Genomic DNA, 22,151 nt, shown 5'->3' with positions numbered 1-22,151 from the left:
CAGGCCCCCATCTGTTTTTTAACTTTTTATTCAATCGTGGCTCATAACGAAGCGGCGGTTGTAGGAGTGATATGATGACGGATAAAGTCCGTATTGACACCGTAGATGCCCACAAAAGCAACGAAACCTATCTGGCCCGTCAGGCCGAGTTTGAATCTAACGTCAGGAGTTATCCGCGCAAACTGCCTTTAGCCATCACTAAAGCAGAAGGCGTGTGGATCACCGATGCAGATAATAAAGAATACCTTGACTGTTTAGCAGGCGCAGGGACCCTTGCGCTTGGCCATAACCATCCTGATGTGCTGAAAAGCATCCAAAATGTCATTACCAGCGGCTTGCCGTTACATACTCTGGATCTGACGACGCCTCTGAAAGACGCGTTTTCCGAATACCTGCTCTCTCTGCTGCCTGGTCAGGGCAAAGAGTACTGCCTGCAGTTCACCGGTCCATCCGGTGCTGACGCCGTTGAAGCGGCGCTGAAGCTGGCGAAAAAAGTGACCGGCCGTAGCGGTATCATCAGCTTCTCTGGTGGTTACCACGGCATGACCCACGGCGCACTGTCCGTGACCGGCAACCTGTCTCCGAAAGAAGCGGTTGACGGTATGATGCCAGAAGTCCAGTTCATGCCTTACCCGCACGAATACCGCTGCCCGCTGGGTATCGGTGGTGAAGCGGGCGTGAAAGCGCTGACGTACTACTTCGATAACCTGATCAACGACGTTGAAAGCGGCGTGCGTAAGCCTGCTGCGGTGATCCTGGAAGCGGTTCAGGGCGAAGGTGGCGTGAACCCGGCTCCGGCTGAGTGGCTGCAGCGCATCCGTAAAGTCACTCAGGAACACGGCATTCTGCTGATCCTCGACGAAGTTCAGGCTGGCTTTGCCCGTACCGGTAAATTCTTCGCCTTCGAACACGCAGGCATTGAGCCAGACATCATCGTGATGTCTAAAGCCGTCGGTGGCGGTCTGCCGCTGGCCGTGCTCGGTATCAAAAAACAGTTCGATGCGTGGGCGCCAGGTCACCACACCGGTACCTTCCGCGGCAACCAGCTGGCGATGGCCACCGGTCTGACGACGCTGAAAATCCTGAAAGATCAGAACATCGCAGGCAAAGTGGCTGCACAGGGCGAATGGCTGAAAGGCCAGCTGAAAGAGATGGCGAAGCGCTACCCGGTGATTGGTCACGTTCGCGGTCTGGGCATGATGATCGGTATTGAGATCGTTAAGCCACACGAAGCCGCTGACCACATGGGCTGCTTCCCGGGCGACGGCGAGCTGTCTGCACTGATTCAGAAGAAGTGCTTCGAAGCCGGTCTGATTCTGGAGCGCGGTGGTCGTAACGGTATCGTTCTGCGTCTGCTGCCTTCACTGCTGATCAGCGATGAAGAGCTGAAGATCTTCCTGGATAAATTCGAGCAGGCACTGCTTGCTGCGGGCGTTCGCCCGGCGTAACCGGAGTTGTTGATTACGATGTCTGATTCAAACCCAATTTTGTTCTCCTCTGCGCAGAGCATTGAAGCTTACCAGCAGGCGATTGAACAAAGCACTCAGGCTGTGATGCAGTGGCTGAAACAGCCTGAGATGTACCAGGGCAAAACGGTCGCGGAACTGCGCGACCGTATTAAGCTGGATTTCAACCCGAAAGGGCTGGGCAACGAAGCGGCGATTGAACGCGCCGTCGAGTTCTTCCTGAAAGACAGCCTGTCCGTCCATCACCCGCAGTGTGTGGCGCACCTGCACTGCCCAAGCCTGGTCGTAAGCCAGGCGGCGGAAGTGCTGATCAACGCCACTAACCAGAGTATGGACTCCTGGGATCAAAGCCCGTCCGCAACCATCATTGAGATCAAACTGATCGAGTGGCTGCGTACCCGCGTGGGTTATCAGGCTGGCGACGCCGGTGTCTTCACCAGCGGCGGAACCCAGAGCAACCTGATGGGCCTGATGCTGGCGCGCGATGCGTTCTTTGCGCGTCAGGGTCACTCCGTTCAGCAGGACGGCCTGGTAGGCGATCTGCGTAAGATCCGCGTACTGTGCTCCGAAAACGCGCACTTCTCCGTGCAGAAAAACATGGCGCTGATGGGCCTGGGCTACCAGTCCGTAGTGCAGGTGAAAACGGACGAATTCTCCCGCATGGATCTGACCGATCTGGCAGCGAAAATTGAGCAGTGCAATGCGAACGGCGAGCAGATTCTGGCGATCGTCGCGACGGCAGGTACCACCGATGCCGGTGCTATCGACCCGCTGCGTGCGATTGCAGAGCTGGCGGCGAAGCAGAACATCTGGGTACACGTTGATGCAGCCTGGGGCGGCGCGCTGCTGATGTCTGAGCAGTATCGTCACTACCTAGACGGCATTGAGCTGGTGGATTCCGTGACCCTGGATTTCCACAAGCAGTTCTTCCAGACCATAAGCTGCGGCGCGTTCCTGCTGAAAGAAGCGCGCCACTATGAGCTGATGCGCTACCAGGCGGCTTACCTGAACTCTGAGTTCGACGAAGAAGCAGGCGTGCCTAACCTGGTCTCCAAATCTCTGCAGACCACCCGTCGTTTCGACGCGCTGAAGCTGTGGATGAGCCTGGAAGCGCTGGGTCAGGAGCAATATGCGGCGATCATCGATCACGGCGTGACCCTGGCACAGCAGGTTGCGGCCTACGTGAAGTCGCAGCCTGCGCTGGAACTGGTTATGCAGCCGCAGCTGGCAAGCGTGCTGTTCCGCTTCCGCGGACAGGTGCAGACGGATGACGCGGGCATCGCCCTGCTGAACCAGAAAATTGGTGACGCACTGCTGGAATCCGGCCGTGCAAACGTCGGTGTGACCGAGCATAACGGCGTGACCTGCCTGAAGCTGACGCTGCTGAACCCAACCGTGACGCTGGAAGATATTAAAATCCTTCTGTCTCTGGTTGAGCGTACCGCGCAGGAAGTTCTGGCTAAGTAATACAAAACCCCTCTTCCGCCGGGAGAGGGGTTATTTTTATACGCCTGCCCACCACATCCTTAATTTTAATCCCCAGTAGCTCGTCCAGCCCGTTGTGGTACTGACCACGTTTCCCTTCGACACAACCACCAGCGTTGGCGTGACGCTCACCTGCCACTGCTGCGACAAAGCACCGTTTGCATCGTTAATGACCGGCATTTTCAGCTGTTTCTTATCAACCCAGCGCTCAAGCTTTGCGTTGTCACCGGAACGCATGGCGATACTCACCACGTTCCCGCCCTCTTCTGCCAGTTGATTAACCGCAGGCGTCGTGTAGCGGCAAATGCTGCACCAGGTCGCCCAGACGTAGATCAGCAGCGGACGATCCTGGCTGAGCGCCGCAATATCGTGAACGTTACCGTCGATACTCGTCATCGGCGTTGCACTAAAACTGGCGGGGAGTATCGGTTTTCGGTATTGATCCACACCCCACACCACGGCCAGCGTCAGCAGAACGAGTATTATCCCTTCCCGCGCCCAGCGGCGCAGTCGATTGATTTTGCGGTTATCCATTGTGACCTCATGTTTAATGGAGGTCATCTTAACGGGCAATACGCCATCATGCTGTAAAGAAGTGTCGCGTCAGGGTTACTCCGGGCTATAGCCGTAATCGTAATAGCTGTACCCCGAGTTGTAATAGAGCGCGGCAGATTTCACTATGTCATTGAGGATCGTGCCACTCACCTGCACGCCCATCCGTTCCATACGCTTAAGGCTGGTCTCGATCTCTTTAACGCTGGTTTTACCAAAGCGGGCGACCAGCAGCGTGGTGGCGGCGGCTCTGGCTATCAGCAAAGCATCCGTGACGGCAAGCACAGGCGGAGTGTCGATAATCACCATGTCATATCGCTTTTCAATCTGCGACATTATCCCCTGAAGGCATTCACTCATGAGCAGATCGACGGGATGGGCAGGTTGAGGTCCGCAGGTCAGTACATCAAAACCGCCTTTTTCGAAGCGTTGAACCGCCTCCTGCCACTCGACCGTTCCGTCGAGCACGCTGGACAACCCCCGCTGATTATTGAGCCTGAACACGTTGTGGACATAACCCTTGCGCATATCCGCATCAATAAACAGCACCCGCTGTCCGGCCTGCGCCAGAATCGACGCCAGCGAAGAACTGACCAGCGTCTTTCCGCAGTCCTGCGTGGGGCCAGACACCACGACAATCCGGTTTGTGGCATCCATCATGGTAAAATGCAAACTGGTGCGCAGCCCGCGTATCGCCTCGACAAACGAATCAGCCGGACGATCGATGGGCAGAAAAGGCACGTTGGCTATCTTGTGCTTCCAGTGGGAAGTAAACAGGTTTCTCCTGCGCAGGTGCGTTTTTTTCCATAACCATGCCGAGCGCGGAAGCGTCACCAGCAGCGGCATTCCGAGCTCATCCAGTTGTTCTGACGACGTAATGCCCCGCTTAAAGGCTGAACGCACTAAAACCGTTCCGGCAGAAAGTATCAACCCCATCAGCATACCAAACACGATAATGAGTGCTTTGCGCGGTTCAACCGGAGCAGGCTGCGTCATGGCCGGGTCAATGATCCGCACGTTCCCGATCGCGCTGGAGCGCGAGATGCTCAGCTCTTGCTGACGCGTCAGCAACTGCATGTACACGGTACGCCCGGATTCAACATCACGACTCAAACGTAATATTTCCTGCTGTGTGGAAGGCATGGATGACACGCGGCTATTCAGACGTGCGCGCTCCCGTACAAGGGTTTGTTTCTTCTCCCGTAAAGCACGGTAGGTCGGATGATCTTTTTTGAACAGCTGGGAGACTTCTGCTTCGCGAAATATAAGCTCGTTAAGCTGATTTTCCACGTTAACCACCTGATCAAGCACCGACTTTGCCTCAAGAGATAAATCGACCGAATCGCGCTGCTCTCGGTAAGCATTCAGTCGTGCCTCGGCTTCATTCAGTTCGAGACTGATTTTAGGTAACTGATCCTGTAAGAACGCGAGGCTGCGGGAATCTTTAGCCTCCTGGCGCGCAATGTTCTGGCTGAGAAAATGTTCAGCAATCGAATTAAGTATCGTGGCGGTCTTGTCGGGATCGTCGCCCGTTAGCGTTAAGGCGATCATACCGCTCTGTTTCGCCGACTCGGCAATCGTAAGTCTGCTCTGAAGGGCGTTGATCGCGTCAAGCCTGGTCACGGTGTTGAGGGTAAATTGCGTTCCCGGTACCGCACTGAGGGATGTCACCAGAAGCGATACGCCCTCTTTAACCAGCGCTTTCCCGACAACGCCCTCTGCTTCAAGCGTTTTCCCCTCAAGATGATATCGCCCCTGCTCCTGAACGGTGAGTAAAAGCGTTTGTGGCTCACCTTCCACAAGAGGAATATTCAGCGAGCCAATCGTGATTTCCGCCGGTTTGCGGCCCTGCACGTGCTGCCAAAGCGCCCCGATAACGGGGAACATGCGCTGGCTAACCTCGTAGGTCAACCCTAATTGATCAACGGTCTCGCCGAGGACCATCCGTGACTTGAGGAGTAAAAGTTCTGGGGCGACATCGGGTGAAAGATCGGGCCTGAACGACGTCAGGTTCTTGAGCAGCGCGTTGCCCTGCTTCGCTTCGACCTGCACAAGGGCATCAGCCTGATAAACTGGCGTGGCGCTGAATGCGTAGATCCCCGCACACACCGTAAACAGAAGTGTTACACACGCGATCGTTACCCGGTGATCGAACATCTCAGCAAGCAGCTGAATAAGATCCATTTCGTTATTCTGCGGCGTCGCAGCACGATATTTGTCTGATTGAGAAGACGACATTACGGCTTCATTCCTTGTTAACTTAAACGGCAGGCCCATTCCTGACGGGCTTTTCCTGATTGTCCGAAAATGGCCGCTCACCAATCGGTGAGCGGCACATATTGCCGGTGCAGACCACTAAGATTGAAGGGAACATTACTGCGGCCACGCTCTGATGTTACGAACGGTTTCGGTCAGGTCATGTACGCCGCTGATGGTGGGTACCAGTTGGGAGATCACGAGATTCCAGCGTGATAGCGGTGCCGTGGTGACATAGACAATGTCATACGGCTCAAGCTGAAATTCCGTACCCAGCACCATGGCTGACGCATCTTCCGCATTCAACTGATAGATATTGGCGATTTTGTTGGTGTCGCCTTTTTTCGATACCTGCCGAATAACAAAAATGCCGGTTGCATCTGCCATATTTTGGTTAAGCCCCCCGGCATTCCCCAGGGCCTCGGCCAGCGTCATGCCGCTACGATCCATCTTAAGCGTGCTCTGTTTAATCACTTCCCCCATCACGAACACCTTCAGCGCGTCGTTCCGGGGCACAAACAGGATATCGCCAGGATAAAGCAGCTTATTTTGGGTCAAATCGCCATGCTGCATCAGGGCATAGAGGGAAAGGTGCGCGTCCTGTCCATTATGTGTGAGCACGACGTTACGCCAGTCGGCATCCGCCGAGAGCCCACCCGCAGCGTTAACCGCGTCCATCACCGTCAACGGAATATTGGTTATCGGTTGTTGCCCTGATTTTTCCACCTCACCGGTGACGTAGGCTTTTTGTGAACGGAAGGCGGCAACGCTGACGTCCACCTGCGGACTCTCAATAACGTTATCCAGTCGAGCCGTAATCTCGTCGCGTACCTGTGAAACCGTTTTTCCTGCTACCGGCAGTTTACCGACATAGGGATAAAAGAGCGTGCCGTCGGCGTTAACCCAGTTGCCGGCATCGCTCGCGCTACGATATTGTCCTGCCGGCGTCGTTAATTCAGGGTGATCCCAGACGGTGACCGTCAGGATGTCACCCGTACCAATACGGTATTCCCAGCGTTTGATCTGCTCATCCAGATTAGGATTTGCCTGAGATTTCGACACGGGCGGACGCAGTTTTTCAATCAATTCCGGCGTCAGGGGAAAAATTTCCACGCGCTTTTCGAGCTGATAATTTGCCTCTTCCGGCGAAATAACGTTCTTCCCGGACACAGTTAAGTCCAGGCCTGGTGAAAACATACACCCCGTTAACTGACTCATACTCAGAAATAAGAGCGAAAATGCAGTTGTACTTTTCATTAATATAAATATTTCTTTTCAACGTTGCGTTTATCGTCAAGCCTGTAAAAAGACTTAAGCTAACATCATGAAATTCAATTGATTACTCTTTCCCGGAGTGAAATTGCTGGCATTATAAAACGCACTTCACACGCTTTCTAAAAAGCAGAGCCTTTACCTGGTCTTGTTAAAAAAATGGCGGTAAGCACGCTGCACTCGAAGGCGATATTAAATGCTCTTCAGGCGGAAAGCATTCGCATCGCTTTCTAACTTTGATATGAAAAGTTATTTTCAGAATTAATAAATGAAATGATAAATATTAAAAATATAAGACGCTGGCAATATTCCCGACACTGATAAACATCATGCAATTGGGCTACACAAAACCGTCCACTTTTGTTACATTTTTTTTCAAACATACCCTGCGTTGATACTTAAAATGGACTGTCTGCTTCGCTTTGCACGACCCGCAGACGAAAAGTATCTGTAACGATATCACTGGAGAAAAAATGGCTAAGCGTAAACTGCTGCTTCTGGGTGTATTACTGTCTCTGGCGGGATCTGCATTCTCTGCCCCGCAAACGGCCGCTGCACCCTCCGGCATCAAGGCCTATGAAGAACAAGAGTTCATCGCTGACTTCACGAAATTCAAGATTGGCGACACGGCGCCGGCGCAGTATCAAACGCCGGAGTACACCATCAAACAGTACCAGCTGCGTAATCTGCCGGCGCCGGATGCCGGAACCCACTGGACCTACATGGGCGAGAATTACGTGTTGATTGGCGATGCGGATGGCAAAATCTACAAAGCCTATAATGGAGATATTTTCTATCACCGCTAATACCATCCTGATCCGCCCCTGGCAGGAAAGCGATCGCCCTTTCCTGCGCACGCTCTTCCTCCACGCCCGGCGTGAAGCCTGGCCATGGCTGGACAGTTCAGACTGGCAGCTTGAAGACTTTGACGCGGCCACCCGTGACGAAGTGATTTGGGTTGCCACGCAGAACGGCCATCGACTGGGTTTTGCTTCCGTCTGGACGAACGATAATTTTCTGCACAACCTCTTTGTTGACCCGCAGTATCAAAGCCACGGCGTCGGGAAAATGCTCCTGGAACAGGTGCAGAAGACGTTTACCAGTACGGGTTCGCTTAAGTGTCTGGTGAAGAATGCGCGGGCTGTCGCGTTTTACCAGCGGCACGGCTGGCACATTGAGGCGACGGGGGATTCTCCGGAGGGAGAGTATTATTTGATGCACTATCGGTTGGGTTAAAGTCGGGTGGCGGCTTCGCCTTACCCGACCTACGTGATAGTGCCAGTTGTAGGCCGGGTAAGCGAAGCGCCACCCGGCAATTCAACGCGAAGGCGTTACACCGCGCGGAACGCGATTTCGCCCGGGATCACTTCGCCCTGCCAGTAAAGCTGCGCCGCAACGCGACCCGCCAGCTGACGATACATCTCTGCAAATTCGCTGTCCGGACGGCTGACCACCGTCGGCTTGCCGCTATCCAGATCTTCGCGCAGGGTAATGTGCAGCGGCATCTGTCCCAGCAGTTGGGTGTGATACTTCGCGGCCAGTTTTTCTGCACCACCCGTACCGAAGATAGGTTCGTGGTGACCGCAGTTGCTGCAGATGTGCATGCTCATGTTCTCCACGATACCGAGCACCGGCACTTCCACCTTCTCGAACATCACGATGCCTTTTTTGGCGTCGATCAGCGCGATATCCTGCGGCGTGGTCACCACAACGGCTCCCGTCACCGGAATGTTTTGCGCCAGCGTGAGCTGAATATCACCGGTGCCCGGCGGCATGTCCAGCACCAGATAATCCAGATCCGGCCACATCGTCTCCTGCAGCATCTGCAGCAGCGCTTTGCTGGCCATCGGGCCGCGCCAGACCATGGCGTTATCGTCAGTCACCAGGTAACCGATGGAGTTAGTCGCCAGACCGTGCGCCATGATTGGCGCCATGTGGGTGCCGTCCGGTGAGGTTGGACGCTGGTTTTCCGCGCCCAGCATATTTGGAATAGACGGACCGTAGATGTCGGCATCCAGAATACCGACCTTTGCCCCTTCCGCTGCCAGCGCCAGCGCCAGGTTTACGGCGGTAGAGGATTTCCCCACCCCGCCCTTGCCCGAGCTGACGGCAATGATGTTTTTCACGCCGTTCACGCCAGGCTGGTTTTTCACGCGTTTCAGCGTGGCAATGCTGTGGCTCAGCTTCCAGTCGATCGCCTTCGCGCCGGTCATGCGCAGCAGCTCAGAGCTGGTCTGCTCTTTCAGCGCGTCAAAGGCGTTGGTCCAGACGAACGGCATCTGCAGCTCAATGTGCAGCGTATCATCCAGCCAGGCAACGTGGTGTAACGCTTTCAGCGTAGTGAGATTATGTTTCAGGGTTGGATGCTGAAAGTTAGCCAGCGTCCCGGCGACCATTGCTCGTAAGGCTTCCGGTGATTTGGCCTGGGATTGAGAACTCATCCCGACTCCTTTGTTCTTGTGAATAAGACCTTAGATGAACAAGTTTACCTGAAAGGCCGTGGTTTGTGCTTACTTAATAATGCCCCTTTTGGTAATATCAAAAACCCTTTTCACAGTTAAAAGAAGTAATGCCTACTATGACTCAAGTCGCGAAGAAAATTCTGGTAACGTGCGCACTGCCGTACGCCAACGGCTCAATCCACCTCGGCCACATGCTGGAGCATATCCAGGCTGATGTCTGGGTCCGTTACCAGCGAATGCGCGGCCACGAGGTTAACTTCATCTGTGCGGACGATGCCCACGGCACGCCGATCATGCTGAAAGCGCAGCAGCTGGGGATCTCCCCGGAGCAGATGATTGCCGACATGAGTCAGGAGCATCAGACCGATTTTGCTGGCTTTGACATCAGCTATGACAACTATCACTCCACGCACAGCGACGAAAACCGCGAGCTGTCGGAGCTGATCTACACCCGTCTGAAAGAGAACGGTTTTATTAAAAACCGCACCATCTCGCAGCTGTACGATCCGGAAAAAGGCATGTTCCTGCCGGACCGCTTCGTCAAAGGCACCTGTCCGAAATGTAAATCCCCGGATCAGTACGGCGATAACTGCGAAGTGTGCGGCGCAACCTACAGCCCGACCGAGCTTATCGAGCCGAAATCCGTGGTTTCCGGCGCCACGCCTGTGATGCGTGACTCCGAGCACTTCTTCTTCGACCTGCCGTCCTTCAGCGAAATGCTGCAGGCGTGGACCCGCAGCGGCGCGCTGCAGGAGCAGGTGGCGAACAAGATGCAGGAGTGGTTCGAATCCGGCCTGCAGCAGTGGGATATCTCCCGCGATGCGCCGTACTTCGGCTTCGAAATCCCGAACGCACCGGGCAAATACTTCTACGTCTGGCTGGACGCGCCAATCGGCTACATGGGCTCCTTTAAGAACCTGTGCGACAAGCGTGGCGATACCGTAAGCTTCGACGAATACTGGAAGAAAGATTCCACTGCCGAGCTGTACCACTTCATCGGTAAAGACATCGTTTACTTCCACAGCCTGTTCTGGCCGGCCATGCTGGAAGGCAGCAACTTCCGCAAGCCAACCAACCTGTTTGTTCACGGCTACGTGACGGTGAACGGTGCCAAGATGTCCAAGTCCCGCGGGACGTTCATCAAGGCCAGCACCTGGCTGAACCACTTCGACGCGGACAGCCTGCGCTACTACTACACCGCGAAGCTCTCTTCCCGCATCGACGATATCGACCTGAACCTGGAAGATTTCGTGCAGCGCGTGAATGCGGACATCGTCAACAAGGTGGTGAACCTGGCGTCCCGTAACGCGGGCTTTATTGCCAAGCGTTTTGACGGCGTGCTTTCTGCCGAACTGGCCGATCCCGAGCTGTATAAAACCTTCACCGATGCCGCCGCTGCGGTTGGCGAAGCCTGGGAAAGCCGTGAATTCGGTAAAGCGATCCGCGAAATCATGGCGCTGGCCGATGTTGCCAACCGCTATGTGGACGAGCAGGCCCCGTGGGTGGTCGCGAAACAGGAAGGCCGTGACGCCGACCTGCAGGCGATCTGCACCATGGGTCTGAACATGTTCCGCGTGCTGATGACCTGGCTGAAGCCGGTTCTGCCACAGCTGGCAGCCCGTGCTGAAGCGTTCCTGAACACCGAACTGACCTGGGATGCTATCCAGCAGCCGCTGCTCGGCCACAAGGTCAACACCTTCAAAGCGCTGTACAACCGCATCGAGATGAAGCAGGTTGAAGCCCTGGTGGAAGCCTCTAAAGAAGAGGTGAAGGCAGCAGCGGCACCGGTCACCGGCCCGCTGGCAGACGACCCGATTCAGGAAACCATTACCTTCGATGATTTCGCCAAAGTCGACCTGCGCGTAGCGCTGATTGAAAACGCGGAGTTCGTGGAAGGCTCTGACAAGCTGCTGCGCCTGACGCTGGATCTGGGCGGCGAGAAGCGCAACGTCTTCTCCGGGATCCGCTCTGCTTACCCGGATCCGCAGGTGCTGATCGGCCGTCAGACCGTGATGGTCGCCAACCTGGCGCCGCGTAAAATGCGCTTCGGCATCTCTGAGGGGATGGTGATGGCTGCAGGCCCTGGCGGGAAAGATATCTTCCTGTTAAGCCCTGACGAAGGCGCGAAGCCGGGTCAGCAGGTGAAATAACAAAAAAGCCGGATTCTTATCCGGCTTTTTTTTGCCGGGTGGCGGCTTCGCCTTACCCGGCCTACAAAACCCGTAGGCCCTGCAAGCGCAGCGCCGCTGGGCAAATCACGCCTTCGGGTGATGCACCCGGTGGGTCAGCCCGCGCAGGAAATTACGCAGAAACTGGTCGCCGCACTCGCGGTAGTTTTTATGATCCGGTGCGCGCATCATAGCGGTCACTTCCGGCACGGATACGCGGAATTTTTGCTCGGTCATGATCGCCACGATATCGTCCGTTTTCAGCGAGAACGCGATACGCAGCTTTTTCAGCACCGTGTTGTTGTTCACGCGACGCTCCAGCGCCAGCTCTGGTGCGGCCGGATCTTTGCCACGCTTATCGTAAATCAGGCCGTTCAGGAAACCCGACAGAATGATGTCAGGGCAGCGGACAAAGCCCTCTTCGTCTTCTTTGGTCATCCACGAGTCAAAACTCGCAGACGTGGATTCCATATCGGACAGCGCAAGAATGCGCACCATGTCGTTATTGTTCGCTTTCAGGGTGTAGCGCAGGCTACGAAGAATATCGTTACTTAGCATAGAGCCTTCGAATGTCGATGATGCAATGGCGCGCAGTGTACCAGCTTTACAGCCCAATCGCCTCTTTCAAACTCTTCAGGTAGCGACGGCTGACCGGGACGGTTTGCCCGGCGCGCAGCACCAGCTCGGCCTGGCCGTTATCTTCCAGACGGATCTCCTTCAGATGCGCCATATTCACCAGGTACTGACGGTGACAGCGAATCAGCGGCGTGCGGCTCTCCAGCGTGCGCAGGGTCAGCTCGGTAAACCCTTCGTTCCCTTCCGCGCTGGTGACAAACACCCCGCTCAGACGGCTGCTGACAAAGGCCACATCATCCATCTGCAGAAGATAAATCCGGCTGTGCCCGGTGCAGGGGATAAACTTCAGCGGCTGCTGGTTTTCCGGCAGCAGCGTGACGTCCTGGACCGTGCGCTCCTGGCGTAAACGGGTGAGCGTTTTTTCAAGGCGCTTCTCTTCAATCGGCTTGAGCAGATAGTCAAACGCGTGCTCCTCAAAAGCCTTCACAGCATATTCATCAAACGCCGTCAGAAACACGATGTAGGGACGATGTTCCGGATCGAGCATGCCCACCATCTCCAGCCCGCTGATGCGGGGCATCTGAATATCGAGGAACAGCACGTCCGGACGCAGTTTGTGCACCGCGCCGATGGCCTCAATGGCGTTCGCGCACTCCCCCACAATCTCAATATCCGGCTGCTCCTGCAGCAGAACGCGCAGGTTTTCCCGTGCCAGCGGCTCGTCATCCACAATCAGCACTCTTAACATGCGTTTTCCTCCAGCGGCAGTCGTACGGTAATACGGGTAAATCGGTCGGGCTCGCAGGCGACGGTAATGCCACAGTCATCGCCAAAATGGGCGCGCAGGCGTTTATCCACCAGGCTCATCCCTAAACCGCCGGAGGCGGAAGGCTGATAAAGCCCGGCATTATCTTCAATATCCAGCACCAGGTGATGGTTGAAACGGCTGGCGGCAATGGTTATCTCCCCCGTTCCCAGCAGCTGTGACGTACCGTGTTTGATGGCGTTTTCCACAATCGGCTGCAGGGTAAAAGCCGGAAGATGCTGATACGCCAGCTCATCCGGTACGGAGAGCGACACCTGCAGACGCGACTGGAAACGCGCCTGTTCAATCTGCAGATAGGCATTCACGTGCTCAATCTCATCGGCGAGCGTGACGATCTCAGACGGTCGCTTCAGATTTTTACGGAAAAAGGTCGACAGAAACTGCACCAGTTGGGCAGCTTGATCGCTGTCGCGGCGGATCACCGCTTTAAGCGTATTGAGGGCATTGAACAGGAAATGCGGATTGACCTGGGCATGCAGCAGTTTGATCTCAGACTGCGTCAGCAGGGCTTTCTGCCGCTCATACTGTCCGGCGAGGATTTGCGCGGACAGCAGCTGGGCGATCCCCTCCCCCAGCGTGCGGTTGATCGAGCTGAACAGACGGTTTTTCGCCTCATACAGCTTGATGGTGCCCATCACCCGCTGATTCTCGCCGCGTAGCGGAATCACCAGCGTGGAGCCCAGCTTGCACTGCGGATGCAGCGAGCAGCGGTAAGGCACTTCGTTTCCGTCGGCATACACCACCTCGCCGGTTTCAATGGCGCGCAGCGTATAGGCTGAGGAGATGGGTTTACCCGGCAGATGGTGATCGTCCCCGGTGCCGGTAAAGGCCAGCAGCCGCTCGCGGTCGGTGATGGCCACCGCGCCGATATCCAGCTCCTTGTAGAGCACCTGCGCCACCTTCATGCTGTTCTCTTCGTTAAAGCCCTGGCGCAGGATCCCCTCGGTCGAGGCGGCGACCTTCAGCGCCGTGGCGGAAAAAGCCGAGGTGTACTTCTCAAACATGGCGCGCTTGTCGAGCAGAATGCGCATAAACAGCGCCGCGCCCACGGTATTGGTCACCATCATCGGAGCAGCAATGCTGCTGACCAGGTGCAGCGCATCCTCAAACGGACGGGCAATCAGCAGGATGATCGCCATCTGCGCCATTTCGGCCACAAAGGTGATGGCTCCGGCGGTGAGCGGGCTGAAGACTTTATCCGGGCGGCCGCGTTTAATCATGTAGCTGTGAACCAGGCCGCCAAGCAGACCTTCCACAATCGTGGAGATCATACAGCTCAGGGCCGTCATACCGCCCATGGAATAGCGATGCAGCCCCCCGGTTAAACCGACAAGGCCACCGACGACGGGACCGCCCAGCAGCCCCCCCATCACCGCGCCAATCGCGCGCGTATTGGCAATAGAGTCTTCGATATGGAGACCAAAATAAGTCCCCATGATGCAGAAAATAGAGAAGGTGACGTAGCAGAGCAGCTTATGCGGCAGACGTACGGTGACCTGCATCAGCGGGATAAACAGGCGCGTTTTACTCATCAGCCAGGCAATGACAAGAAACACGCACATCTGCTGAAGCAACAGCAGCACCAGATTAAACTCGTACATACTCAAAACCGCACACGCTAAAAACGCGTAACATACACGGATGCGGCTTAACTTTCTTTGAAGCATCCCATAAAAGCGCAAAATCGTGTCCGTTATCACACCTTTTTCTGAATATCGCGCATGCTTCGCATTGTTTGTTCAAAAATCAATCAATCCTTCCTGGTTCGGAAAAGTGGGTCTACAGTTAAGCTGGGGACGCGTAAGCCAGGGGGCGAATATGGCGCTTTACACGATAGGTGAAGTGGCACTCCTTTGTGATATCAATCCCGTTACCCTACGGGCGTGGCAGCGACGGTATGGATTACTCAAACCGCAGAGAACGGACGGTGGTCATCGCCTTTTCAATGAGGCCGATATCGACCGCATCCGCGAGATTAAGAGCTGGATCGACAACGGTGTGCAGGTCGGCAAAGTGAAGTCCCTTCTGAGCCACGACGACCCGGATACGCAGCATCTCTGGCGCGAACAACAGGAAACCCTGCTGCGGCTCCTGCAGGCGGGCAACCTGCAGCGCCTGCGCGCATGGATAAAAGAGCAGGGCCGCGATTACCCGGCACAGACGCTGATCTCCCATCTTTTCATTCCGCTCCGTCGACGCCTGCAGTGCCAGCAGTCTACCCTGCAGGCGCTGCTCAGCATGCTCGACGGGGTGCTGATCAACTACATTGCCGTCTGCCTTGCCTCGGCGAAGAACAAAGCCGGCAAAGATGCGCTGGTGGTGGGCTGGAACGTGCACGATACCACCCGCCTGTGGCTGGAAGCGTGGATAGCCACCCAGAAGGGCTGGCGCGTGGATGTCCTGGCGCACTCGCTGGCGCAGCTCAGACCTGAGTTTTTCGACGGCCAGACCCTGCTGGTCTGGTGTGGCGAAGTGCCGTCCGCCACGCAGCAACAGCTGCTGACGGAATGGCGTGAGAATGGTTACCCGGTTTATTCCCTTGGCCCGGATGAGCCATAACGGCATTTAATGGTTCATTAACAGCTGCGCTTCACCGTATAATTGTTCCGTTAACAACAGGAGCACATGATGAAGGCAACCAAACTGGCCATTATAACCCTTTTTGTCCTGATGGCCGTAAGCGGCATCGGCGGCGTAATGCTGGCAGGGTACTCGTTTATTGTTCGCGGCGGTGTCGGCTGAGGTACAGCGCCAGCCGCTCAAAAGCGCGATCGACGACGATTGCCGCCAGCGCGACCAGCACCGCTCCCTGCACAATATAAGCCGTATTAAACCCGCTTAAGCCGATAATGATCGGCGTTCCCAGCGTATTAGCACCGACCGTCGACGCAATGGTCGCCGTCCCGATGTTAATGATGACCGACGTGCGGATCCCGGCAATGATAACCGGTGCCGCAAGCGGCAGTTCAACCTTACGCAGCCGCTGGCCGCGACTCATCCCCATCCCTTCCGCCACGCTCAGCACGGACGCAGGTACCGCCGCGATGCCCGCCAGCGTGCCCTGCAGAACCGGCAATACGCCGTATAAAATCAGCGCAATGATGGCAGGCTGTTGGCCAAAACCCATCACCGGAACCGCTATCGCCAGCACCGCCACGGGCGGAAACGTCTGTCCGATGGCCGCAATCGTCTCCACCAGCGGACGAAACTCCCGGCCCGCAGGCCGCGTGACCGCGATGCCCGCCCCCACGCCCAGCACAACCGCGATGGCGCTTGAGAGCGCCACCAGCCAGAGATGCGCCAGGGCGAGATTAATGAAGCTCTCCTGCTGATACACCGGCCGCGGCAGTCCGGGAAAGAGGCTGTTAAACAGCGCCGCGCTGTGGGGCATCAGAAACAGTAAAGCGACAAAGAGCGCTACCAGCCAGAGGAGCGGATCACGCAGTGCCTTCACGCGTCACCTCCCCGGCCAGCAGATCGCGAAAGTGTAAGGTACCGCACGGTGCGCCCCGGGCATCCGCAACGGGCAATACCTCGCACTGGCGCGCGACAAACGCGGAGAGCGCATCCCGCAGGCTCATCTGCGCCTGCAGCGGTTCGCCGCTCACCGGCACCGCATCCCGACGCATATAGTCGCTGACCGTTCGCAGGGAGAGCAGCCTGACGCCCAGCTCGCTGCGGCCAAAAAACTCGCGCACAAAGTCGTTCTTCGGCCAGGTTAATAGCTCAAGCGGCGAGCCCTGCTGCACCACTTCGCCATGATCCATCAGCACCAGATGGTCAGCCAGGCGCAGGGCTTCATCAATATCGTGCGTCACGAGTACGATCGTGCGTCCGAGAATGCGGTGAATACGGGTCATCTCCGCCTGCAGCGCCCCGCGCGTAACCGGATCCAGCGCGCCAAAGGGTTCGTCCATCAGCAACACCTGCGGGTTGGCCGCCAGCGCGCGCGCCACGCCCACGCGCTGCTGCTGCCCGCCGGAAAGCTGGTGCGGATAGCGATCGCGCAGCGCGGGCTCTAACCCCAGCAGAGACATCAGCTCATCAACACGATCGGCGATTTTCGCCCGCGACCATTTTTCCAGCTGCAGCACGGTGGCGATGTTCTGCGCCACCGTCCAGTGCGGAAACAGGCCGATAGACTGTATGGCATAGCCCATCCGACGGCGCAGCTCCAGCACCGGCAGGCTGCGGATCTCTTCCCCGGCAAAGCGAATCAGCCCGCTGTCATGCTCAACCAGCCGGTTGATCATCTTCAGCGTGGTGGACTTGCCCGACCCCGAGGTGCCTATCAGCACGGAAAACGCCCCCTCGGCAAAGTTCAGGTTCAGGTGGCTCGCCGCCGGGCGACCGGCAAAGGTTTTACTGACATCATGAAATTCAATCATTGGCTCTTCTCCCGAGTAGCGCGAGCCATAAGGCAAACAGTGCGTCGACGACCACCGCCAGCGCAATGGTGGGCACCACGCCCAATAACACCAGATCCAGAGCACTGCTCAGCAGCCCCTGGAACACCAGTGCGCCAAAACCGCCCGCGCCAATCAGCGCCGCAATCACCGCCATGCCGACGGTCTGGACCGCCACCACCCGCAGGCTGCGCAGCAGCAGGGGCAGCGCCAGCGGGAGCTGAATTTTCCAGAAACACTGCCGCGCGCTCATTCCCATCGCATGGGCGCTTTCCAGCACGTCAGGTGCGACCTGGCCTAAACCTGCGACCACGCCGCGCACCAGCGGCAGCAGGGCATACAGCACCAGCGCGATAAGGGCGGGCGTTAGCCCCGTCCCGGCAACACCGAGCGTTCCGAGCACCGGGAATGACTTCACCAGCCCGGCCAGCGGCGCAATCAGCAGGCCAAACAGCGCAACAGAAGGAATGGTCTGGATAACGTTGAGCACGGCAAAAACCCCGCCCTGGCGTGAAGGATGGCGATAGCACCACATGCCAAGGGGGATCCCAACCAGCAGCGCTGGAACGAGCGTACCGAAGAGGATCGTCAGGTGCTGCGCGAGGGCATCATCAAACACCTCCTGACGGTTGGCGTACTCTTTTAACAGCGAGAGGTTGTTCAGTTCCCCGCTGAACAGCAGGAGTAAAGGAATACACCATATCTGCGCATTGAGCACCCAGCGCCAGACGGCGCTGGCGATGAGTCGACGAATGGCATCGCTGCAGGCCAGCAGACACAGCGCCAGCCACAGCCACAGGCCGCTGCCGATAGTGGTTCTCGCCAGCGGACTTTCCGCCGAGGCCATATGCGTCGCCGCCAGCCCGGCGCTCCAGAACAGGAGGATAAACAGCCCTTCAGAGAGGAACAGCGTCAGCCACTGCGCCGGGCGTCCCTGCCAGAGCGACAGGATCACCCACGCGCCCAGCGACGCCACAAGCCACCCCGGCGTAAACGACCAGACCTGCCAGAGCGCTTTGCCCTCCCCCGACATCAGGCGGTTTGGGGCAACGTTGACAAACGGTAACGCGACCGCTGCGATGGCCACACAGGCCAGCAGCAGCAGGACGCGGTTATGACATTTTATTGGCACAGCCTTTTCCCGTTACTTCACAAGCCCTTGTTGCTTCAGGAAGTCGGCGGCCACTTTTTTGGCATCCAGTCCCTCGACGGCAATGCTGGCATTCAGCTGCTGCAGCGTTTTTTCATCCAGCTTTTCGAAAACCGGTTTGAGCCATTCTGCAATGTCCGGGTACGCTTTTAGCACCGCCTCGCGCACCACGGGGGTCGGCGCGTAAATCGGCTGTACGCCTTTTGGATCGGTCAGGGTTTGCAGGCCAAGCGCCGCCACCGGGCCGTCTGTGCCGTAGGCCATTGCCGCGTTAACGCCGGAGGTTTGCTGTGCCGCCGCTTTGATGGTCACCGCGGTATCCCCGCCCGCCAGCGAGAGCAGCTGAGCCTGGTCGAGCTTGAAGTCGTACGCTTTTTCGAACGCCGGGAGCGCATCAGGACGCTCGATAAACTCCGCGGACGCCGCCAGCTTAAAGTCGCCCTTCTCTTTCAGGTAGCGGCTGAGATCCGCCAGGGTGGTCAGCTTCCCTTTCTCCGCCACGTCCTTGCGCACGGCGATAGTCCAGGTATTGTTGGCTGGCGCCGGGGTCAGCCAGACCAGTTTGTTCTGTTCCGCGTCGAGTTTTTTGACTTTCTCATACCCGGCTTTGGCGTTTTTCCATGCCGGATCGTTTTCATCTTTGAAGAAGAATGCGCCGTTGCCGGTGTATTCCGGGTAGATATCCAGCTCGCCGGAGGTAATCGCGCCGCGCACGACGGGCGTGGTGCCGAGCTGGACTTTATTGACCGTTTTCACGCCGTGACTTTCCAGCACCTGCAAAATAATATTGCCGAGCAGCGCGCCTTCGGTATCGATCTTTGAGCCCACCTTTACCGGCTCCGCCGCCTGTAACGGCAGGCTCAGCGCCGCCAGTAACACCGCAGATCCCAACATCCCCTTTGCAATCGTCATTCTGCTATCCTCATTTTTTTGCTGCCTTTTTCAGAGGCTTGAGAGAAAAGCGTAGCTTAAAACGGCGGAATTAACCGTCAAAATGCCTTTTTAGCATAAGGTAAGACGCCTCCCCCGCAGGACGGGGGGAGGCAAAGGAGGGAAAGGTTACAGCAGCTCGAACTCGCCTTTATTCACGCGGGCGGAGTCCACGCCGATAAAGACGTTAAATTTGCCCGGTTCCGCATCATATTTCATCTGCTGGTTCCAGAACTTCAGCGCATCCACGTCGATCGGGAAGCTGATGGTTTTGGTTTCCCCCGGCTTCAGGTTGACCTTCTCAAAACCGCGCAGCTGTTTCACCGGACGGCTCATCGAAGCGGTGACATCCTGAACGTACATCTGAATCACCGTTGCCCCTTCGCGCTTGCCGGTGTTGGTTACCTCAACGCTGGCGGTGACGTTGCCGTCACGCTTCAGGCTCGGTGACGACATTTTGACGTCAGAAACCTTGAAGGTGGTGTAGCTCAGGCCGTAACCAAACGGATACAGCGGGCCGTTAGCTTCGTCGAAGTAACGAGACGTGTATTTGTTCGGCTTGTCGGCGTTGTACGGGCGACCGGTATTCAGGTGGCTGTAGTAGACCGGGATCTGCCCGACGGAGCGCGGGAAGGACATCGGCAGCTTGCCTGACGGGTTGTAATCGCCAAACAGCACGTCGGCGATGGCGTTACCGCCTTCGGTACCGGCGAACCAGGTTTCCAGGATGGCGTCAGCCTGCTGGTCTTCTTTCACCAGCGCCAGCGGACGACCGTTCATCAGCACCAGCACCAGCGGCTTGCCGGTGGCTTTCAGGGCGGCAATCAGATCGCGCTGGCTCTGTGGAATGGTGATATCGGTACGGCTGGAGGCTTCGTGCGCCATACCCTGCGCTTCCCCCACGACCGCGACAACGACGTCAGACTGCTTCGCGGCGTTCACCGCCTCGTCAATCATCTCCTTCGGCGTGCGCGGATCGACCTTGACCGCTTCCTCATACTGGTTGAGGAAGGCCACGATGTCTTTATCGTTGGTGACGTTCGCCCCTTTGGCGTAAACCACTTTGGCGTTTTCACCGACGGCACTCTTGATACCGGTCAGCACGGTCACGGACTGGTCAGCCACGCCCGCGGCAGACCAGCTGCCCATCACGTCGCGCTTGCTGTCGGCCAGCGGCCCCACCACGGCAATGGTGCCGGATTTTTTCAGCGGCAGCGTGTCGAGGCGGTTTTTCAGCAGTACCAGGCTTTCGCGCGCCACGTCACGCGCTTCTTTGCGGTGCAGGCGGCTTTCAGCATTGGTATCTGCCGGGTCAGAATCTTTCGGACCCAGGTGGCTGTAAGGATCGTTAAACAGCCCCATGTCGTATTTCACGTTCAGCACGTGACGGGTGGCATCGTCCAGCTCCGCCATCGTCACCTTGCCGCTCTTCACCAGCCCCGGCAGGTATTTGCTGTAATACTCGTCGCTCATGCTCATGTTGATGCCGGACTTGAGCGCGACGCGCACCGCGTCTTCCGGGTCGGAGGCGGTACCGTGTTTGATCAGCTCTTTAATCGCGCCGTGGTCGGAAACGGTGATGCCCTTAAAGCCCCACTGGTCGCGCAGCACGTCTTTCAGCAGCCAGGAATCAGAGGTCGCAGGCGTGCCGTTCAGCGAGTTCAGCGCCACCATCACCGCGCCGCTGCCCGCATCCAGACCGGCCTTGTACGGCGGCATGTAGTCGTTGAACAGGCGCTGCGGGCTCATGTCGACAGTGTTGTACTCTTTACCGCCCTCCACCGCGCCGTAGGCCGCGAAGTGTTTGACGCTGGTCATCACCGAGTAGCGGTCCGCCGGGCTTTTGCCCTGCATCGCTTCCACCATGGTTTTACCCATCGTGGAGGTTAAATACGTATCTTCACCAAAGCCTTCCGAGCCGCGGCCCCAGCGCGGATCGCGCGAGACGTCCACCATAGGCGCCCAGGTCATGTTCAGGCCGTCGTCCGCCGCTTCATAAGCCGACACGCGCCCGACGGTTTTCACCGCGTCGAGGTTAAAGGAGGAGGCTAAGCCGAGGCTGATGGGGAAGACGGTACGCTGGCCGTGCACCACGTCATAGGCAAAAAACAGCGGAATTTTCAGGCGGCTGAGATCCATCACCTGGTCCTGCATCTTGCGGATATCCTGGCGGGTGACGGTATTAAAGATGGCCCCTACCTGCCCGTCTTTGATCATCTCGCGGATGGCCTCTTTCGGGTTATCCGGGCCGACGCTGATCAGACGCAGCTGGCCGATTTTCTCATCGACCGTCATTTTCTTGAGCAATTCCGTGACAAACGCATCCCGCGCTTCAGGCGTGAGCGGGTGATTGCCAAACAAATCCTCTGCCAGCGCAGGTTGCAGCGCCAGGCTGACGGCGACACCTACAGAACATAGCCATTTCATGTCGTTTTACTCTCTCATCAATAACCGCCGGACGATCTCGGCCATACCGTGCGAAAAGCGCAGTGTGCCACAAACCCTCCGATCGTTGCAGGGTTATTCTCTGATTTTTCTCGTGAATACTCGACCGCTTAACAGTTAATCGCGCTATGCTTTACAGCGAGAAATTTGCCCCACC

Annotated in this window: 20 protein-coding genes; 7 read left to right on the top strand and 13 right to left on the bottom strand. The window is 57.0% G+C overall.

The window, feature by feature from the left end; genetic code table 11:
- The first annotated feature begins 71 nt into the window (after nucleotides 1-71).
- Both ACMGGE_RS01945 and ACMGGE_RS01940 read left to right on the top strand, forming a co-directional pair.
- Nucleotides 72-1,448, top strand: coding sequence for a diaminobutyrate--2-oxoglutarate transaminase (locus ACMGGE_RS01945; protein WP_014884533.1), 1,377 nt, complete (start codon nucleotides 72-74; stop codon nucleotides 1,446-1,448).
- An 18-nt stretch (nucleotides 1,449-1,466) separates the two neighbouring features.
- The gene (locus ACMGGE_RS01940; protein WP_063622081.1) at nucleotides 1,467-2,933 is read left to right on the top strand and encodes a pyridoxal phosphate-dependent decarboxylase family protein; all 1,467 of its coding nucleotides are present in this window, start codon (nucleotides 1,467-1,469) and stop codon (nucleotides 2,931-2,933) included.
- 36 nt (nucleotides 2,934-2,969) lie between these two features.
- Here the strand turns inward: ACMGGE_RS01940 and ACMGGE_RS01935 are convergent, their stop codons facing one another.
- From ACMGGE_RS01935 to ACMGGE_RS01920, 4 genes are all read right to left on the bottom strand, one after another.
- Complete coding sequence (locus ACMGGE_RS01935) at nucleotides 2,970-3,485, bottom strand: protein disulfide oxidoreductase (protein ID WP_262811685.1); 516 nt, start codon at nucleotides 3,483-3,485, stop codon at nucleotides 2,970-2,972.
- Between the two features lie 75 nt (nucleotides 3,486-3,560).
- Entirely contained in the window at nucleotides 3,561-5,741 is a 2,181-nt protein-coding gene (locus tag ACMGGE_RS01930; protein ID WP_420293294.1) for a polysaccharide biosynthesis tyrosine autokinase, read from the bottom strand.
- Between the two features lie 22 nt (nucleotides 5,742-5,763).
- Nucleotides 5,764-5,877: a hypothetical protein gene (locus tag ACMGGE_RS01925; RefSeq protein ID WP_082142146.1), complete on the bottom strand. Its 114-nt coding sequence runs from the start codon at nucleotides 5,875-5,877 to the stop codon at nucleotides 5,764-5,766.
- Nucleotides 5,877-7,016, bottom strand: coding sequence for a polysaccharide export protein (locus ACMGGE_RS01920; RefSeq protein ID WP_420293293.1), 1,140 nt, complete (start codon nucleotides 7,014-7,016; stop codon nucleotides 5,877-5,879). The genes ACMGGE_RS01925 and ACMGGE_RS01920 overlap by 1 nt, the downstream gene beginning before the upstream one ends.
- 488 nt (nucleotides 7,017-7,504) lie before the next feature.
- On the opposite strand from ACMGGE_RS01920, the gene ACMGGE_RS01915 reads away from it, so the two are divergent.
- Together ACMGGE_RS01915 and ACMGGE_RS01910 are read left to right on the top strand one after the other, a co-directional pair.
- Complete coding sequence (locus tag ACMGGE_RS01915; protein ID WP_008500887.1) at nucleotides 7,505-7,837, top strand: RcnB family protein; 333 nt, start codon at nucleotides 7,505-7,507, stop codon at nucleotides 7,835-7,837.
- On the top strand, nucleotides 7,788-8,267 hold the full coding sequence (locus ACMGGE_RS01910; protein ID WP_045908655.1) for a GNAT family N-acetyltransferase: 480 nt from the start codon (nucleotides 7,788-7,790) through the stop codon (nucleotides 8,265-8,267). The genes ACMGGE_RS01915 and ACMGGE_RS01910 overlap by 50 nt, the downstream gene beginning before the upstream one ends.
- Before the next feature lie 95 nt (nucleotides 8,268-8,362).
- On the opposite strand, the gene apbC is transcribed toward ACMGGE_RS01910, so the two are convergent.
- On the bottom strand, nucleotides 8,363-9,472 hold the full coding sequence (gene apbC / locus ACMGGE_RS01905; protein ID WP_196351889.1) for an iron-sulfur cluster carrier protein ApbC: 1,110 nt from the start codon (nucleotides 9,470-9,472) through the stop codon (nucleotides 8,363-8,365).
- 137 nt (nucleotides 9,473-9,609) lie between these two features.
- Here apbC and metG point away from each other — a divergent pair, with 137 nt between their 5' ends.
- Nucleotides 9,610-11,643: a methionine--tRNA ligase gene (gene metG, locus ACMGGE_RS01900; RefSeq protein ID WP_262778268.1), complete on the top strand. Its 2,034-nt coding sequence runs from the start codon at nucleotides 9,610-9,612 to the stop codon at nucleotides 11,641-11,643.
- A 105-nt stretch (nucleotides 11,644-11,748) separates the two neighbouring features.
- On the opposite strand, the gene ACMGGE_RS01895 is transcribed toward metG, so the two are convergent.
- The 3 genes from ACMGGE_RS01895 to ACMGGE_RS01885 are packed head-to-tail and all read right to left on the bottom strand — an operon-like array spanning nucleotide 11,749 to nucleotide 14,664.
- Nucleotides 11,749-12,219 carry a DUF1456 family protein gene (locus ACMGGE_RS01895; protein ID WP_262820953.1) on the bottom strand — a complete coding sequence of 157 codons (471 nt, stop codon included), beginning with the start codon at nucleotides 12,217-12,219 and terminating at the stop codon, nucleotides 11,749-11,751.
- Between the two features lie 46 nt (nucleotides 12,220-12,265).
- Complete coding sequence (btsR, locus tag ACMGGE_RS01890; RefSeq protein ID WP_024908144.1) at nucleotides 12,266-12,985, bottom strand: two-component system response regulator BtsR; 720 nt, start codon at nucleotides 12,983-12,985, stop codon at nucleotides 12,266-12,268.
- Nucleotides 12,979-14,664, bottom strand: coding sequence for a sensor histidine kinase (locus tag ACMGGE_RS01885; RefSeq protein ID WP_024908145.1), 1,686 nt, complete (start codon nucleotides 14,662-14,664; stop codon nucleotides 12,979-12,981). The genes btsR and ACMGGE_RS01885 overlap by 7 nt, the downstream gene beginning before the upstream one ends.
- 217 nt (nucleotides 14,665-14,881) lie before the next feature.
- On the opposite strand from ACMGGE_RS01885, the gene mlrA reads away from it, so the two are divergent.
- Complete coding sequence (gene mlrA / locus ACMGGE_RS01880; protein ID WP_048224086.1) at nucleotides 14,882-15,622, top strand: HTH-type transcriptional regulator MlrA; 741 nt, start codon at nucleotides 14,882-14,884, stop codon at nucleotides 15,620-15,622.
- 69 nt (nucleotides 15,623-15,691) lie between these two features.
- A complete protein-coding gene (locus tag ACMGGE_RS01875) occupies nucleotides 15,692-15,805 on the top strand; it encodes a protein YohO (RefSeq protein ID WP_008500895.1) in 114 nt (37 codons plus the stop codon).
- Here the strand turns inward: ACMGGE_RS01875 and ACMGGE_RS01870 are convergent.
- The 5 genes from ACMGGE_RS01870 to bglX all read right to left on the bottom strand — a co-directional run bounded on the left by ACMGGE_RS01870 (nucleotide 15,780) and on the right by bglX (nucleotide 21,976).
- Nucleotides 15,780-16,517, bottom strand: coding sequence for an ABC transporter permease (locus tag ACMGGE_RS01870; protein WP_045908661.1), 738 nt, complete (start codon nucleotides 16,515-16,517; stop codon nucleotides 15,780-15,782). The genes ACMGGE_RS01875 and ACMGGE_RS01870 overlap by 26 nt on opposite strands.
- Complete coding sequence (locus tag ACMGGE_RS01865) at nucleotides 16,501-17,451, bottom strand: ABC transporter ATP-binding protein (protein ID WP_045908662.1); 951 nt, start codon at nucleotides 17,449-17,451, stop codon at nucleotides 16,501-16,503. The genes ACMGGE_RS01870 and ACMGGE_RS01865 overlap by 17 nt, the downstream gene beginning before the upstream one ends.
- Nucleotides 17,444-18,601, bottom strand: coding sequence for an ABC transporter permease (locus ACMGGE_RS01860; protein ID WP_048028246.1), 1,158 nt, complete (start codon nucleotides 18,599-18,601; stop codon nucleotides 17,444-17,446). The genes ACMGGE_RS01865 and ACMGGE_RS01860 overlap by 8 nt, the downstream gene beginning before the upstream one ends.
- Nucleotides 18,602-18,613: 12 nt before the next feature.
- Nucleotides 18,614-19,531, bottom strand: coding sequence for an ABC transporter substrate-binding protein (gene osmF / locus ACMGGE_RS01855; RefSeq protein WP_021241490.1), 918 nt, complete (start codon nucleotides 19,529-19,531; stop codon nucleotides 18,614-18,616).
- A gap of 147 nt (nucleotides 19,532-19,678) precedes the next feature.
- On the bottom strand, nucleotides 19,679-21,976 hold the full coding sequence (gene bglX / locus ACMGGE_RS01850; protein WP_420293292.1) for a beta-glucosidase BglX: 2,298 nt from the start codon (nucleotides 21,974-21,976) through the stop codon (nucleotides 19,679-19,681).
- Nucleotides 21,977-22,151 lie beyond the last annotated feature (175 nt).

Origin of the sequence: Enterobacter sp. BNK-22 (assembly GCF_048684805.1) — a bacterium.
GTDB lineage: Bacteria > Pseudomonadota > Gammaproteobacteria > Enterobacterales > Enterobacteriaceae > Enterobacter > Enterobacter quasiroggenkampii.
This window is presented reverse-complemented; position numbering and strand designations above follow the sequence as displayed.